Annotated in this window: 16 protein-coding genes; 7 read left to right on the plus strand and 9 right to left on the minus strand. The window is 71.3% G+C overall.

What is annotated here, in order from left to right; all coding sequences use genetic code 11:
- Nucleotides 1-10: 10 nt before the first annotated feature.
- Entirely contained in the window at nucleotides 11-562 is a 552-nt protein-coding gene (locus ACQP2F_RS28750; protein WP_433292721.1) for a hypothetical protein, read from the minus strand.
- Nucleotides 563-619: 57 nt separating this feature from the next.
- Here ACQP2F_RS28750 and ACQP2F_RS28755 point away from each other — a divergent pair, with 57 nt between their 5' ends.
- Entirely contained in the window at nucleotides 620-1,078 is a 459-nt protein-coding gene (locus ACQP2F_RS28755; RefSeq protein ID WP_433292723.1) for an N-acetyltransferase family protein, read from the plus strand.
- A gap of 4 nt (nucleotides 1,079-1,082) precedes the next feature.
- Here the strand turns inward: ACQP2F_RS28755 and ACQP2F_RS28760 are convergent, their stop codons facing one another.
- Entirely contained in the window at nucleotides 1,083-1,640 is a 558-nt protein-coding gene (locus ACQP2F_RS28760; protein ID WP_433292725.1) for a phosphoribosyltransferase, read from the minus strand.
- A 189-nt stretch (nucleotides 1,641-1,829) separates the two neighbouring features.
- Between ACQP2F_RS28760 and ACQP2F_RS28765 the strand changes: the two genes are divergently transcribed.
- The 3 genes from ACQP2F_RS28765 (at nucleotide 1,830) to ACQP2F_RS28775 (ending at nucleotide 4,592) form a co-directional block, all read left to right on the plus strand.
- Nucleotides 1,830-2,747, plus strand: coding sequence for a CDP-alcohol phosphatidyltransferase family protein (locus ACQP2F_RS28765; RefSeq protein ID WP_433292727.1), 918 nt, complete (start codon nucleotides 1,830-1,832; stop codon nucleotides 2,745-2,747).
- A 95-nt stretch (nucleotides 2,748-2,842) separates the two neighbouring features.
- Nucleotides 2,843-3,712: a PAC2 family protein gene (locus ACQP2F_RS28770; RefSeq protein ID WP_433292729.1), complete on the plus strand. Its 870-nt coding sequence runs from the start codon at nucleotides 2,843-2,845 to the stop codon at nucleotides 3,710-3,712.
- Between the two features lie 88 nt (nucleotides 3,713-3,800).
- Nucleotides 3,801-4,592, plus strand: a complete 792-nt coding sequence (locus ACQP2F_RS28775; RefSeq protein ID WP_433292731.1) for a GntR family transcriptional regulator — start codon at nucleotides 3,801-3,803, stop codon at nucleotides 4,590-4,592.
- Here ACQP2F_RS28775 and ACQP2F_RS28780 read toward each other — a convergent pair.
- Nucleotides 4,549-5,121: an NUDIX hydrolase gene (locus ACQP2F_RS28780; RefSeq protein WP_433292733.1), complete on the minus strand. Its 573-nt coding sequence runs from the start codon at nucleotides 5,119-5,121 to the stop codon at nucleotides 4,549-4,551. The genes ACQP2F_RS28775 and ACQP2F_RS28780 overlap by 44 nt on opposite strands.
- A 72-nt stretch (nucleotides 5,122-5,193) precedes the next feature.
- Nucleotides 5,194-5,457 carry a hypothetical protein gene (locus tag ACQP2F_RS28785; protein WP_433292735.1) on the minus strand — a complete coding sequence of 88 codons (264 nt, stop codon included), beginning with the start codon at nucleotides 5,455-5,457 and terminating at the stop codon, nucleotides 5,194-5,196.
- A 218-nt stretch (nucleotides 5,458-5,675) separates the two neighbouring features.
- On the opposite strand from ACQP2F_RS28785, the gene mshC reads away from it, so the two are divergent.
- Nucleotides 5,676-6,914, plus strand: a complete 1,239-nt coding sequence (gene mshC, locus ACQP2F_RS28790) for a cysteine--1-D-myo-inosityl 2-amino-2-deoxy-alpha-D-glucopyranoside ligase (RefSeq protein WP_433292737.1) — start codon at nucleotides 5,676-5,678, stop codon at nucleotides 6,912-6,914.
- 25 nt (nucleotides 6,915-6,939) lie between these two features.
- On the opposite strand, the gene ACQP2F_RS28795 is transcribed toward mshC, so the two are convergent.
- The 4 genes from ACQP2F_RS28795 to ACQP2F_RS28810 form a co-directional block, all read right to left on the minus strand.
- The gene (locus tag ACQP2F_RS28795) at nucleotides 6,940-7,755 is read right to left on the minus strand and encodes an SCO1664 family protein (protein WP_433292739.1); all 816 of its coding nucleotides are present in this window, start codon (nucleotides 7,753-7,755) and stop codon (nucleotides 6,940-6,942) included.
- Nucleotides 7,752-8,348 carry a DUF3090 domain-containing protein gene (locus ACQP2F_RS28800; RefSeq protein WP_433292741.1) on the minus strand — a complete coding sequence of 199 codons (597 nt, stop codon included), beginning with the start codon at nucleotides 8,346-8,348 and terminating at the stop codon, nucleotides 7,752-7,754. Before ACQP2F_RS28800 ends, ACQP2F_RS28795 begins: the two co-directional genes overlap by 4 nt.
- Before the next feature lie 108 nt (nucleotides 8,349-8,456).
- Entirely contained in the window at nucleotides 8,457-9,137 is a 681-nt protein-coding gene (locus tag ACQP2F_RS28805) for a histidine phosphatase family protein (RefSeq protein ID WP_433292743.1), read from the minus strand.
- The gene (locus ACQP2F_RS28810) at nucleotides 9,137-10,189 is read right to left on the minus strand and encodes an LLM class F420-dependent oxidoreductase (RefSeq protein WP_433292745.1); all 1,053 of its coding nucleotides are present in this window, start codon (nucleotides 10,187-10,189) and stop codon (nucleotides 9,137-9,139) included. Before ACQP2F_RS28810 ends, ACQP2F_RS28805 begins: the two co-directional genes overlap by 1 nt.
- Nucleotides 10,190-10,313: 124 nt before the next feature.
- Between ACQP2F_RS28810 and ACQP2F_RS28815 the strand changes: the two genes are divergently transcribed.
- Nucleotides 10,314-11,318: an aldo/keto reductase gene (locus tag ACQP2F_RS28815; RefSeq protein WP_433292747.1), complete on the plus strand. Its 1,005-nt coding sequence runs from the start codon at nucleotides 10,314-10,316 to the stop codon at nucleotides 11,316-11,318.
- Between the two features lie 22 nt (nucleotides 11,319-11,340).
- On the opposite strand, the gene ACQP2F_RS28820 is transcribed toward ACQP2F_RS28815, so the two are convergent.
- Nucleotides 11,341-12,090, minus strand: coding sequence for a hypothetical protein (locus ACQP2F_RS28820; RefSeq protein WP_433292749.1), 750 nt, complete (start codon nucleotides 12,088-12,090; stop codon nucleotides 11,341-11,343).
- A 113-nt stretch (nucleotides 12,091-12,203) separates the two neighbouring features.
- Here ACQP2F_RS28820 and ACQP2F_RS28825 point away from each other — a divergent pair, with 113 nt between their 5' ends.
- Nucleotides 12,204-12,395 carry a DUF5703 family protein gene (locus ACQP2F_RS28825; protein WP_378966921.1) on the plus strand — a complete coding sequence of 64 codons (192 nt, stop codon included), beginning with the start codon at nucleotides 12,204-12,206 and terminating at the stop codon, nucleotides 12,393-12,395.
- Nucleotides 12,396-12,415: the final 20 nt, after the last annotated feature.

Genomic DNA, 12,415 nt, shown 5'->3' on the forward strand with positions numbered 1-12,415 from the left:
CGGCGAGGCGTCACACCTTCGTGGGGAGGCGGCGGTGCAACTCGGCCAGCAGCACGTCCGGACCGGGCGACATCAGGCCGACGTCGACCAGGTACTGCACCTCGCCGCCGCGGCGGCGCAGGCGGGGGCGGCGGCCGGGGCCGTCGCCGGCGGTGGCGAAGTCCTCGGCGACGGGCGTGACGACCAGCTCGGTGAACGGCCCCCAATGGCGCAGCGACACCGCGGCCACCCCGGCCCAGGGGATGTGGACCGGCTTGCGGCCGGTGGCGGCGAAGTCGAGGCCGTGCATGGAGCTGTGCAGCCAGCCGAGCCGGCGCCAGGCGACCAGCAGGATGACGGCCGACAGCACCACGGGGACGATCAGGGCGACCTCCACGTACGTGACGATCGCGCCGGCCGTGAGGGTGTCGCCGACCGCCAGGCGGATCAGGACGTGCACGCCGAGGGCGACCACCCACACGGCCGCGGTCACCCACAGCATGGTCACGTAGACCATGGCCCGCGGCTGGAAGAACGTCACGGTGTCGTCGGCCGGTCCGAGGACTTGGTCGATGTGCGCCACCGTTGCATTATGCGGGTTTAGGGGGCTCTACGGCGTGGTGTCCGAGATTATGGCGCTATGACCGGCGAGCGGATGGTGCGGCTGACCGCGGCCACGGACCCGCTCTTCGCGGGGGCCGCGCTGCTGGTCGACGAGTACCGCCAGCACTACGGCGCGAACCCGGCGCCGGAGGCCGTCGCCACCTGGATGCGGGAGCAGGTGCTCGCGGCCCGGGCGCAGATCCACGTGGCGGGACGCGGTGACCAGGCGGTCGGATTCTGCTCGGTCTCGGTCGTCCCGGCCGCGCTCACCCTGCGTACGGTCTGGTTGATCCGCGATTTCTACGTCGCTCCCGCCGTTCGCCGGCAGGGGGTCGGCGGCGCGCTCCTGCGGCACGTCGCCCACGAGGCGCGGCAGGCGGGCGCGCACCGGCTCTCGCTGCAGACCGAGACGGCCAACGTCCGCGCCATCGAGCTCTACGCCCGCCACGACTTCGAGGTGCTGACCGACGTGGCGGTGATGGACCGCCTGCTGTGACCGGTCAGGCCCCGGAGATGACGTGGGCGGCGAGCACGGCGGCGCACCGCAGGTTGCGGTAGCGGCCCCGGTAGTCCAGCCCGTAGCCGACGATCAGGCCCGGGCCGACGTCGAAGCCGACGTGCGTGGGCGTGTCGTCGAACCGGGCCGTGTCCGGCTTGCGCAGCAGGGCGCAGACCGAGATCGAGGCCGGCTCGCGCTGGGCCAGGTTGCTGATCAGCCAGCTCATGGTGAGCCCGGTGTCGATCACCCCGTCGACGATCACGATGTCCCGGCCGGCGATGTCGACCTCGAGGTCCTTGAGCAGGCGCACCGATCCCGAGGCGCGGTTGCGGGTCGCGTACGACTTGATCGCCATCCACCCGATCTCCACCTGGCCGGGATAGGCGCGCGCGAGGTCGACGGTGAAGGTGGCGGCGCCGCCGAGGACGCCGACCAGGACCGGCACCCGACCGGCCAGCTCCCGGTGCAGCTCGGCGGCGAGGGCGGACACCCGGTCCAGGATCTTCTCCTCGGTGAGCAGGACCGCCTCGAGATCGTCCGCCACGTGGCTGGCGTCCACGCTGTGCCCCCTCCACCCGGTCGCATCATGATCATCGTGTCATCGAAATATGAACGCTGCGTAACGCCGCTACTACTGCATTAGCCAATTTTCCGGGCATTTCCGCAGCGCCTTTCCCCGCCCCTTCCGCTCGGGTAATCTCCGCGCGGTCGATTGTTCATTTCTACGGCACCTTGGCGGAGTTGCTACATGGCTGGACGGGTCACTCTCGCGGAGATTCGCTCCCGGACCTACAAACGCCGGGACGCCTGGTGGACCGTCTGGCTCGTCGACCCGCTGGCCTCACGACTCGTCTGGCTCGTGGCGCCGTGGCGATGGGTCACGCCCAACCGGCTGACCACCTGGGCGTTCCTGATCGGCGCCGGGTCGGCCGCCTGCTTCTGGCGGGGCACCTACGGGTGGCTGCTGGCCGGCGCGCTGCTGTTCCACCTGAGCTTCGTGCTCGACTGCATGGACGGCAAGATCGCCCGGCTGAACGGGACCGGCTCGGTCTTCGGCGCCTGGCTCGACTACGTTTTCGACCGTCTCCGGGTGGCCGCCTGCGCGGTCGGGCTGTTCGGCGGTCAATATCACCGGACCGGCGATTTCGCGTACGTCTGGCTGGCCGGCCTGGTCATTTTCCTGGACATGTTCCGCTACCTGAACGCCCTGCAGATGGGCAAGGTCAAAAGTGAGATGAAGGCCAATCTCGCCGCGGCGCACGGTCCGGCCGCGGCGCCGGTGACGGTCGCCTTCGCCGACGACGCCGAGGGCGAGGGCGAGGACCTGATCGCCGAGCCGGTCGACCCGGACGACGTCTACAGCGACTTCAAGAACCGTTTCGGCCGGTTCGTGACGATCCGCAACGCGCTCATCCGCCAGCGCATCCGGGTGCACCTGGTCAGCGGCATCGAGTTCATGATGTTCGTCTTCATCGTCGGGCCGGTCGTCCACTGGATCATCGGCACCACGCTGATCTCGGCCACGCTGCTGGCCGGCTTCGAACTGCTGCTCATCTACAAGCTCTGGTCGGCCACCAAGACGTACGACCGCAAGATGGCCGCCGCCGCGAAAGTCCCGGCCCAGCTCGTCCCCGCGACCGCCGAACGCGGGATCGCCGTTTCCTGAATTGTCCGATTGACGCGCCGCCGAACGGGGCCGGCGCGAGCGGGCGCGGCGCGGCCGCCGAGTGACACACACGCACCGCACGTAGGCTGTCACCTATGACTGAGTTCGACGGCCTCCCGCTGCTTCGCTCCCCTGTGGCCATCGCCGCCTTCGAGGGCTGGAACGACGCGGCGGATGCTTCCACCGCGGCCGTGGAACACCTCGAGCAGGTCTGGCAGGCCCGGGAGGTCAGCTCGATCGATCCCGAGGACTTCTACGACTTCCAGGTGAGCCGGCCGACCATCACGATGGCCGAGGGCGAGACCCGCAAGATCGAGTGGCCGACGACCCGCTTCACCGTGGCGAGCCCGCCCGGGTCCGACCGCGACGTGGTGCTGATCCGCGGCATCGAGCCGAGCATGCGCTGGCGCACGTTCTGCGAGCAGGTGCTGGAGCTCTGCCACAGCCTCGAGGTCACCCGGATCGTGCTGCTCGGCGCCCTTCTCGCGGACGTGCCCTACACCCGCCCGCTGCCGATCAGCGGCTCGGCCAGCGGCCCCGACATCGCCGACAAGTACAAGGTGGTGCCGACCCGCTACGACGGCCCGACCGGCATCGTCGGCGTGCTGCACGAGGCGGCCGGCCGCGCCGACCTCGAGGCGCTGTCGTTCTGGGTGCACGTGCCGCATTACGCCAACAACCCGCCCTGCCCCAAGGCCACGCTGGCGCTGCTCGGCCGCCTGGAGGACGTGCTCGACCTGCCGGTGCCGATGGCCGACCTGGCCGAGGAAGCCGACGAGTGGGAGAAGCGGGTGCGGGTCGCCGCCGAGCAGGACGCCGAGCTCGGCGAGTACGTGCGCGAGCTCGAGGAGCGGGTCGGCGACGAGGGCATCCAGCCGCTGACCGGCGACGAGATCGCCAGCGAGTTCGAGAAGTACCTGCGCCGCCGCGGCGGTTCGGCCGGTCCGACGGCCGGTTCCTGGTAGTCGCCCGCCGACGCTGCCCCGCGTGTCGGGGCAGCGTCGTGGCCCGGCCTCTTGGCATCCTAGGAACCTAGGCATGAGGAGGTGCGGCATGACCATCAACCCCGGCAATGCGGAGTTTCCGCATCGGCAGATCGCCTCGCAGCTCAAGGAGCGCATCCGCCGCGGCGACTGGCAGCCCGGCGAGCGCCTGCCGTCCATCCCGGCGATGGCCGAGATGTTCGGCGTGGCCAAGCAGACGGTGCAACGCACCGTCGATCAGCTGCGGGTCGAGGGTGTGCTGATCACCAAACCCGGATCCGGCACGTACGTCCGGGGGACGCGCCGCCGCCTGAACCGTCTCTCCCGCGGCCGGTACGGCGCACACCGTGGCTACCACGCCGACCTGGCCGCGCGGTACCGGCAGCAGCTGGTGAGCGTGGGACGCGAGCCGGCCCCGTCCGAGGTGGCCGACGCGTTCGGCGTACGCGACGGCACCGAGATGCTCGTGCGGCGGCACATCGTGCGCACCGACGACGCGGCCGTCGAGATCGGCGCCTCCTGGTTCCGGGCCGCCGAGACCTCCGGCACGTCACTGGAACGGGCCGAGGCGTTCGGCCGGCCGCTCTACCAGGAGGCCGAGGAGGCCCTGGGCAAGCGGTACGCGTCGGCGACCGACACGATCAGCGCCCGTCAGCCGAGCCGGGAGGAGGCCGAGGTCCTGCAGATCCGGCCGGACACCCCGGTGCTGCACCTGCTGCACGTGGCCTTCGACGAGTCGCGCAAGCCGATCGAGGTCGCCCAGGCCACGTGGCCGGGCCCGATGACGACGCTCACCGAGGAGTACCGGATCCCGGCGCCTACGCCCGCTCCCGATCCGGACCCGGGGCTGGCGCTGGCTTAGCGATCTTGGCGAGGAAGCGCGGGAAGTGCGGGTCGAGGCGGGACGCGGGCGGCAGTTCGCCCGGCGCGAACCAGCGGACCCGGTGGAACTCCCCCGCGTCCGGTGACAGCGGCTCGGCGCGGGGGCACGGCAGCACGTACCACAGGCTGACGTCGGTGTGGCCGGAGTCGATGCCCACCGTCCGGGTGACGGTCAGGAAGAGCGGATCGCGGTGCGGGGCGGCGGTCAGGCCGAGCTCCTCGGCGACCTCGCGGCGGGCCGTGTCGTACGGGTGCTCGCCGGGCTCGACGTGCCCGCCCGGCGGCAGCCACAGTCCCGCGTTGATGTGATCGACCAGCAGGACGGCTCCGTCGGCGGGGTCGACCGGAAGCACGTAGGACACCAGGTGCTGGGGCGGGACGTCGGGCTTCACCCGGCGGAACACGTCGCCGGTGCCGGCCAGCCAGGCCAGCGTCGCGGCGCGGTGCTCGGCCTCCAGGCGGTCGGCGGGCTCGATGGCGGAGACTATCTCGTGCACGGCGGAGCTCATCGGAGCATGGTGCCAGCAGACGAGAAGACCCGGAGGCCCGTACGGGCGCCTCCGGGTCTCGGACCGCTCAAATCAGAGCAGGCCGCCGAGGAGCCCGCCGCGGCCGTTGTTGTTGCTCAGCAGGAAGAAGCCCCGGTTGTGGCTCTGGAAGTCGCCGGAGTTGTCGAAGGACGAGTAGTCACCCTCGTCGTCGTCGTACCAGAACCAGTCGCTGTGGTGGTTGTGGTGGTGGCACTTGACGTCGTGCGAGGGGGCGGCGGAGGCGGGTCCCGCGAGAGCGAGGCTCGCGCCGGTGGCCAGGAGAAGGCCAGCGAGGTACATAACCGGACGACGCATGATAATTCCTTTCGGACGAAATTAGGACCACCGAAAGTCTGGCCGTCTTGGCGACCAAATGTAGCCTTTTTCCCCAAAGTCCGACATATGGGTTTGTTGTCGGAGAAATCACCCCAGAGCTATCGGCGAACCGGTACGGTACGGCGCCGCCGTCCCGCGACGTGAACTAAGCCTCAGCCTGACATTTTTGTCATAGGTGCTCGATAGGCTTTCGGACCATGGACGCTTGGACCGGGCACGACGTGCCGACCCTGCCTGGTGACGCGGTGGCGCCGCGGCTGTTCGACTCGGCCCGCCGGTCGGTGGAGCCGTCCTCGCCCGGCGGCGTGGCGACGATGTACGTCTGCGGCATCACGCCCTACGACGCCACCCACCTCGGGCACGCGGCCACGATGATCACGTTCGACCTGGTGAACCGGGCCTGGCGCGACGCCGGGCTCGAGGTGCGCTACGTGCAGAACGTGACCGACATCGACGACCCGCTGCTCGAGCGCGCCGCCCGCGACGGGGAGGACTGGGTGGTCCTGGCCATGCGCGAGACGGCCCTCTTCCGGGAGGACATGGAGGCGCTGCGCATCATCCCGCCGGCGCACTACGTGGGCGCGGTCGAGTCGATCCCGGCCATCGCCGAGCACGTGCGCGAGCTGCTGGCCGAGGGTGCGGCCTACACCCTCGACGACGGTACGGGCGACGTGTACTTCGCGATCTCGGCGGCGCCGCGGTTCGGCTACGAGTCCAACCTGTCCCGCGACGAGATGACGGTCCTGTCGGCCGAGCGTGGCGGCGACCCCGAGCGGCCCGGCAAGCGCGACCCGCTCGACCCCCTGCTGTGGCGCGGCGCCCGCGACGGCGAGCCGGCGTGGGACGGCGGCGACCTCGGTCCCGGCCGGCCCGGCTGGCACATCGAGTGCGCCACGATCGCGCTGGGCCTGCTCGGCGACACGATCGACGTCCAGGGCGGGGGCAACGACCTGCTCTACCCGCATCACGAGTGCTCGGCCGCGCACGCCGAGACGCTGACCGGCGCCGCCCCGTTCGCCCGGCATTACGTGCACGCCGGCATGATCGGGCTGGACGGCGAGAAGATGTCGAAGTCCCGCGGCAACCTGGTCTTCGTCTCCCGCCTGCGCGGCGACGGCGTCGACCCGATGGCCGTGCGGCTCGGCCTGCTCTCCGGTCACTACCGCGCCGACCGCGAGTGGACCGACGACGTGCTCAAGGCCGGCGAGGAGCGCCTGGCCCGCTGGCGGGCGGCGGCCGCGGCCCCAGCCGGCCCGTCGGGCGAGGGCCTGGTGGGCGCCGTCCGCGAGGCGATCGCCAATGACCTCGACACCCCCGCCGCTCTCGCCGTGGTCGACGCCTGGTGCGAGGCGGCCCTGACCGCCACCGGCGACGACGAGGCGGCCCCGGCCCTGATGTCCCGGACGGTCGACGCCCTCCTCGGCGTGCGGCTGTAACTCCGGCGCGGCGCCGTGGCGAAGGTCAGACCGGCGGCCAGGGGATCGCCGGCCAGTCCTGCGGGGGCTTGGGGAAGCGCCCCGCGCGGAGCAGGCGGCGGATGCGCAGGCGGACGTGCTGCACCTCGGAGATGGTCAGGTGCTCCTCGAGCGCCTCGCCGAGCGAGCCGTCGAGCTCGGCCGCCAGGGCGGTCAGCACCTCGGTCGCCTCGGCGATCAGGGCCTTGCCGGTCCAGCCCCACAGCACCGTGCGCAGCTTGTTCTCCACGTGGAAGCTGACGCCGTGGTCGACACCGTGGATCGAGCCGGTCGCCGGGTAGAGCACGTGCCCGCCCTTGCGGTCGGCGTTGTTGATCACCGCGTCGAAGACGGCGAGCCGGGCCAGCCGCTGGTCGTCGGCGTGGGCCAGCGCGTACGCGTCGCCGACCTCGTCGCGGGCGTTGGCCACCGCGAGCCAGCCCGGCGGCACGTCGTAGGCCGGGACGAAGCCGATCAGCGACTCCGCCTCCTCCGGCTCGTCGATCCAGAGCTGCAGCGCCCCGGGGCCGAGCGGCCCGTCGCGCAGGATCGTCGGCGGCACCAGGTCCCACCCCGTGGCCTGGGAGACCAGGAACGCCGACACCTCGCGCCCGGCCAGCGTGCCGTCCGGGAAGTCCCACAGCGGGCGCTCGCCGCGCACCGGCTTGTAGACGCAGCGCCGGGTCAGCCCGTCGAGGGTGATCTCGGCCCGCAGCGTCGTGTTCGACGCGTCGACCAGGCGCCCCTCGATCTCGATGTGCCCGCGGGTCAGCAGCTCGAGGGCGTCCTTCTCCCCCAGGGCGGCCGCGGGCTCGGTGGTCACCGGTGGTAGCCGTTGTGCCGGGGGCAGAGGTGACCGGCCGGGTCGAGCGGCTGGCCGCAGAGCGGGCAGGGCGGGCGGCCGGCGGCCACCACGCGGCGGGCCCGGTCGATGAAGGCGCGGGTCGCCTCGGGGCTCAGGCGCACGCGGAGACGGTCGAGGTCGTCGTCGGGCTCGGCGTCGTCCTCGTCGTCCTCGTCATCGTCGTCGTCCGCGTCGTCCTCGCCCAGCTCGATCTCGACCTCGGCCTCGCCGGCCTCGATCGCCTCGATCACCACGGTGCCGCTGTCGACGTCGAAGGCCAGCCCGAGCGTGCCGACCCGGAACTCCTCGTCGACGGGGGTGTCGAGCGGCTCGTTGTCGTTGCCGGTCAGCATCGGCGCCTCGGGCAGGTTCACCCCGAAGCGCTTGTTGGCCTCGATGAGGAGCTCCTCGAGCTTTTCGGCGAGCAGCGACACCTGCACCTTCTCCAGCGCGACGCTGATCACCCGCCCGCCACCGCGGGCCTGGAGAAAGAAGGTGCGATCGCCCGGCTCGCCCACCGTCCCGGCCACGAACCGCTCGGGTGGCTCGAAGGAGTGCACCTGGTGGGTCATGCAACAACCCTATCGAGCCGCCGCTCCCATCGCTCATCCCGCGTACCCGGGTTCGCCTAGGGCGCAACCGCCACCCGGCGGGCCGTGAGCCGACGGTGACGCAAAGTGTCAGACGCCGGCGCCCGCCCCGCCACCGACGGCGGCGTCCGAGCCGGTCGTCTCGGCCTTGGGCGGCACCAGAGAGGCCAGGTCACCGCCCTCGTTGACGCGCACCACGAACGGCCGGGTCGGCGTGTACCGGATGACGCTGATCGAGGCCGGGTCGACCGCGATCCGCTGGAACTGGTCGAGGTGCAGCCCGAGCGCGTCGGCGATGATGGCCTTGATCACATCGCCGTGGCTGCAGGCGAGCCAGAGCGCCTCCGGGCCGTGCTCCTCCGTCACGCGAGCGTCCCAGCGGCGTACGGAAGCGATCGCCCGCGCCGACATGTCGGCCATCGCCTCGCCGTGGGGGAAGACGGCCGCGCTCGGGTGCTGCTGCACGACCGGCCAGAGGTCCTCCTTGGCCAGCTCCTTGAGCGGCCGGCCCTCCCAGTCGCCGTAGCCGCACTCGATCAGGCCGTCGTCCTCGACGACCTCGGCGTCGGGCAGGGCCAGCTCCAGGGTCTTCCGGCAGCGCTTCAGCGGGCTGGAGACGACCGCGGCCAGCGGGAGCGCGCGCAGCCGCTCGCCGGCCTTCGACGCCTGCCCGACGCCGGCGTCGTCGAGGTCGACCGGGCGGCGGCCGGCCAGCTCGCCGGTCGCGTTGGCGGTCGTGCGGCCGTGCCGCAGCAGAAGGACGGTGGCCACTACGACGCCACGCCGGACTCTTCGTAGGCCTCGGCGACGACCCGGAGCGTGTCGATGCCGCTCTTGAGGTCGCCGACGTAGGGGCTGATCGACAACGTGCCGACGCCCGCCGCCGCGTACTGCTTGATCCGCTCCTTGACCTGGATCTTGTTTCCGATGATCGAGGTGCGCTCGATGAACTCCTGCGGGACGGCCTCGGCGGCCTCGGCCTTCTTGCCGCTCAGATACAGATCCTGTACGCGGGCGGCCTCCTCGGCGTAACCCATGCGCACGGCGAGCTGGTTGTAGAAGTTCTGCTCGCGGCTGCCCATGCCGCCGACGTAGAGCGACGCGTACGGCCGGATGACGTCGGCGCACCAGGCGGTGTTGTCGCCGAGCACGACCGGGACCGTCGGCGCCACGTCGAACCCGCTGAGCCCCAGGCCGCGTTTGGCCCGCCCGCGCTCGATGTGCTGCAGGTACTCCCCCGCGGCGTCCGGCGCGAAGAAGATCGCCAGCCAGCCGTCGGCGATCTCGCCGGCCAGCTCGAGGTTCTTGGGGCCGACCGCGGCCAGGTAGATCGGGATCTCGGTGCGCGGCGGGTGGAAGCCGAGCTTGAGCGCCTTGCCCGGGCCGTCGGGCAGCGGCAGCGTGTAGAACTCGCCGTCGTAGGACACCGGCTCGCGGGCGATCGCCTTCTTGACGATGTCCACGTACTCGCGGGTGCGCTTGAGCGGCTTGGCGAAGCGGACGCCGTGCCAGCCCTCGGAGACCTGCGGGCCGGAGACGCCGAGCCCGAGCCGGAACCGGCCGCCGGAGAGGGTGTCGATGGTGGCCGCGGTCATCGCGGTCATGGCCGGGGTGCGGGCCGGGATCTGCATGACGGCCGCGCCGAGGTCGATCTGACGGGTCTGGCCGGCGAGCCAGGCGAGCATGCTGACGGTGTCCGACCCGTACGCCTCGGCCGACCAGGCCACCGCGAAGCCGAGCCGATCCGCCTCCTGCGCCATCGCCAGATGATCGGCGGGCGTCGACCACGCCGACTGATAACCGAGGCTGAGTCCGAGCCGCACGTGTCCTCCCCAGAGCCGAATGATCCCTCAGGCAGCCTAGTCACCCACGCCGCGTGACTCTCCGTCCGGTAACCGACCTGCTAAGAGCATTTCGCAGACGACACACTCTGAATAAGGTTCACTCATGCAACAGCGACCGCTCGGCCGAAGCGGGCTGGCGGTCTCCCGGCTGGCCCTCGGCACCATGACCTGGGGCCGCGACACCGACCCCGACGACGCGGCCGCCCAGCTCAAGCTCTACCTCGAGGCCGGCGGCACCACGATCGACACCGCCGACGTGTACGGCGAGGGCGACGCCGAGCTGGTGATCGGCTCGCTGCTCGACCACCTGGTGCCGCGGGACGAGGTGGTGATCGCCACCAAGGCCGGGCTGACTCCGCACGGTTACCGCCGCCGCGACGGCTCCCGGGGAAACCTGCTCCGCGCGCTGGACGCGTCGCTGCGCCGGCTCGGCACCGACTACGTCGACCTCTGGCAGGTGCACGGCGTCGACCCGATGACCCCGCTGGAGGAGACCCTGGCCGCCCTCGACCACGCGGTGGCCAGTGGCCGGGTCCGCTACGTCGGGGTGTCGAACTTCGCGGCCTGGCAGACCGCCCGGGCCGCGACCTGGCAGGCGGCCTACCCCGGCCGGGCGCCGATCGTGGCCGCCCAGATGGAGTACTCGCTGCTCGAGCGCGGCATCGAGCGGGAGCTGCTGCCGGCCTCGGCCGCGCTCGGCCTCGGCGTGCTGGCCTGGTCGCCGCTGGGCCGGGGCGTGCTGACCGGGAAGTACCGCAACGGCCGCCCGCTCGACTCGCGGGCCGCCACCGAGCACCTGGCGCCGTTCGTGCAGACGTACCTGGAGCCGCGCAGCTCGAGCATCGTGCAGGCGGTGGTGACGGCGGCGGCCGGGCTGGGCGTCTCGCCGCTGGAGGTGGCGATCGCGTGGGTGCGCGACCGGCCCGGGGTGGCGGCGCCGATCCTGGGCGCGCGCACGGCCGCTCAGCTGCAGGGCGCGCTGCAGAGCGAGGACCTGACGCTGCCGGCCGAGATCGCCGGCGCGCTCGACGACGTCTCGGCCATCGACGTGGGATATCCCGAGCGTGAGGGCGTCGGCTACCCCGGCTTGCCGGGGCCGGTGTCGTGAGGGCGTCCCGCTGCCGAACCCTCTAGCCGGCTCGTGCCCCCGCGTTGCCCGGATGAACCGTGGCCCCTGAGAGGCCCGTCTGCTCGCGTGGCCGCCTGTTCCCGAGTCCGGCCATCTCGTCGATCGGCTCGTTGCCGATATCGCGGCGAATGCTGTTACGCAGGTCGCTCATGCGAAGACGCCAGGCCGTCAACAGATCGAGCTGGTGACTTCGTCGTGCCGCCCGGGCGTCAGAATCGCCGGGCCCGGTGTCGAGCATTTCGTCCAGGGCGCACTCCGCGTAGTCATTGATGGCCGCGATAGCCGCCCTCATCGCCCCGACAACCGCCGGCGATCCGAGTATGTCGACGCGTGCCCGGGGTTCGCCGACCGTGAGAAGCGCATCATGCATCGCGTCGAATGCCTTCTCGACGTCCGTTGCCGAGCGCGCGCGAAGGGACACGTTGCTGATGACTTCGCGGGCACCGTCCAGCGTCGCGAGGAGCGTTTCGTACGCGCCGAGGCGCGCCTGGTGAAGCCTGGCCGAGTCTTCGCGTTTCCACTGCTCCTGGCGCTCGCGGCGTTCGCGTTCCCAGCGAGCGGCCTCCTCGTCGCGTTCGCGGTCGAACCGCTCATCCTGGAGTTGTTTCTGCCGCTGCCATTGCTTGTCATCGCGCCGGGCGCTCAACCATTGGGTGACGAAGGCCGCCGTGAGCGTGCCGACGATGCCCAGGATCGCAATGACGAGGGTGAGGCTGGAGCCACCCTGCTCGGACGGCGCGGCGAGGTGCATACCTTGATTGTGGCGGACCGGTCGACGACCGTTGCTCACGAAGTCCCAGAGGACCACGGCAGGCGCTGGTCAGTGCTTGTCGGGACCCCCGGAGCGGGTGCAGTCTAGGTGCCATGGACTACGAATACGCGCCGCTGCGGTTGCCATCGAATGTCGACAAGTTGACCGCGGCGGCGCAGCTCGCCATACAGGCGGAGTTCTCGGGATGGGAGCTGGCGCGAGTCCAGCTCTTCCGGGACGGCACCCGCAAGGTGATGCTCCGCCGCCGGATCCAATCGACGCCGCAGCCGGGACTCAGCTACTAGAGTCCCGGCTGACGCCGTTC

The sequence above is a fragment of the Actinoplanes sp. CA-030573 genome (genome assembly GCF_050951115.1).
Taxonomy (GTDB): domain Bacteria; phylum Actinomycetota; class Actinomycetes; order Mycobacteriales; family Micromonosporaceae; genus Actinoplanes.

Bases quoted from the DNA above. Each gene is read 5' to 3' on its own strand.
- ACQP2F_RS28755 (WP_433292723.1), top strand. From the start codon at position 620: ATGACCGGCGAGCGGATGGTGCGGCTGACCGCGGCCACGGACCCGCTC.
- ACQP2F_RS28765 (WP_433292727.1), top strand. From the start codon at position 1,830: ATGGCTGGACGGGTCACTCTCGCGGAGATTCGCTCCCGGACCTACAAA.
- ACQP2F_RS28770 (WP_433292729.1), top strand. From the start codon at position 2,843: ATGACTGAGTTCGACGGCCTCCCGCTGCTTCGCTCCCCTGTGGCCATC.
- ACQP2F_RS28775 (WP_433292731.1), top strand. From the start codon at position 3,801: ATGACCATCAACCCCGGCAATGCGGAGTTTCCGCATCGGCAGATCGCC.
- ACQP2F_RS28780 (WP_433292733.1), bottom strand. From the start codon at position 5,121: ATGAGCTCCGCCGTGCACGAGATAGTCTCCGCCATCGAGCCCGCCGAC.
- ACQP2F_RS28785 (WP_433292735.1), bottom strand. From the start codon at position 5,457: ATGCGTCGTCCGGTTATGTACCTCGCTGGCCTTCTCCTGGCCACCGGC.
- mshC (WP_433292737.1), top strand. From the start codon at position 5,676: ATGGACGCTTGGACCGGGCACGACGTGCCGACCCTGCCTGGTGACGCG.
- ACQP2F_RS28800 (WP_433292741.1), bottom strand. From the start codon at position 8,348: ATGACCCACCAGGTGCACTCCTTCGAGCCACCCGAGCGGTTCGTGGCC.
- ACQP2F_RS28815 (WP_433292747.1), top strand. From the start codon at position 10,314: ATGCAACAGCGACCGCTCGGCCGAAGCGGGCTGGCGGTCTCCCGGCTG.
- ACQP2F_RS28820 (WP_433292749.1), bottom strand. From the start codon at position 12,090: ATGCACCTCGCCGCGCCGTCCGAGCAGGGTGGCTCCAGCCTCACCCTC.
- ACQP2F_RS28825 (WP_378966921.1), top strand. From the start codon at position 12,204: ATGGACTACGAATACGCGCCGCTGCGGTTGCCATCGAATGTCGACAAG.